Raw genomic sequence first — 984 nt, 5'->3', positions numbered from 1 at the left:
CGCGCGAGCGTCCGCCGCCCACGACGCGCCGCCACCAGCGAGTGGCCAGCGCACTCCAGCAGCGCGCCCTCGTCGCCCCGGCGGCTCGCGGTGGCCGAGACCGCGCGCGCCCTGCTCCTGGAGGTCCGTCAGCTCGTTGGGCAGGAGCGTGGTGGCGTAGAAGCCCAGCAGGCGCCGCGAGCCCAGCGTGGCCAGCGCGCGCGACGCGCGGATGCGCAGGGGGACGAGGAAGCCGGGCGGGTACATCCGCTCCAGGTCCTTGTCCGTGATGAGCCCGCGCATGGGCTCGATGATGTCCTCCGCGCCGCGCGGGGCGAGCAGCTCCGCGGCCCGCACGCGCACCGGCAGCGCCGTCGCCGCGATGCCCGCGAGCAGCGGCCCGTTCTCGTTCGGGATGAGCTTGTCGAGCGACTCCAGCGCCGCGAACGCCACGTCCAGGTGCTCGTCCTGCACGCGCTTGAGGAGCGCGGAGCGCATGGCTTCCGCCGGGGCGTGCACGGCGGCCTTGGCGGCCTTCTCGCGCAGGGCCGGGTGCGGGGTGTTGAGCGCGGCCAGGTGCGGCTCCGGCTTCTCCTTGCCCGCGAGCTTCACCCACGCCTCGTAGGCGGCGGTGGCCACGCCCGCGTCGCGGTCGTCCACGGACTTCTTCAGCCGCTCCAGCGCCCAGTCGTCGGTGCCCTTCTGCGCGAGCACCTCCACCGCGCGGGTGCGCAGGTCCGGGAAGCGGCCCGCCAGCGCGCGGTCCAGCGCCTTCACCGGCTCCTGGTCGTTCCACGCCCACAGCGTGCGGAAGGCCTCGCCGCGCACCTTGGCGGATTCGTCCTCCAGCGCATCGCCCAGCAGCCCTTCCGCGCCCTCCGCCTTCGCGCCCAGCTTCACCAGCCGGTCCAGGCCGCGCACGCGCACGTCCTCGTGGCCGGAGCGCAGCGCGGCCTCCGCGGCGGACAGCGGCGCGTCCGAGTCCAGCGCCACCACGGCGTTCAG

Annotated in this window: 1 protein-coding gene; it reads right to left on the bottom strand. The window is 75.6% G+C overall.

What is annotated here, in order from left to right; translation table 11 throughout:
- Nucleotides 1-984: HEAT repeat domain-containing protein (locus ACLEQD_RS44220; RefSeq protein WP_410391904.1), on the bottom strand; the 984-nt coding region annotated here is incomplete at both ends.

Source organism: Corallococcus sp. 4LFB (genome assembly GCF_046520365.1).
GTDB classification, from domain to species: domain Bacteria; phylum Myxococcota; class Myxococcia; order Myxococcales; family Myxococcaceae; genus Corallococcus; species Corallococcus caeni.
The sequence above is the reverse complement of the archived record's forward strand: the minus strand, read 5'-3'. Positions and strand labels throughout refer to the sequence as shown.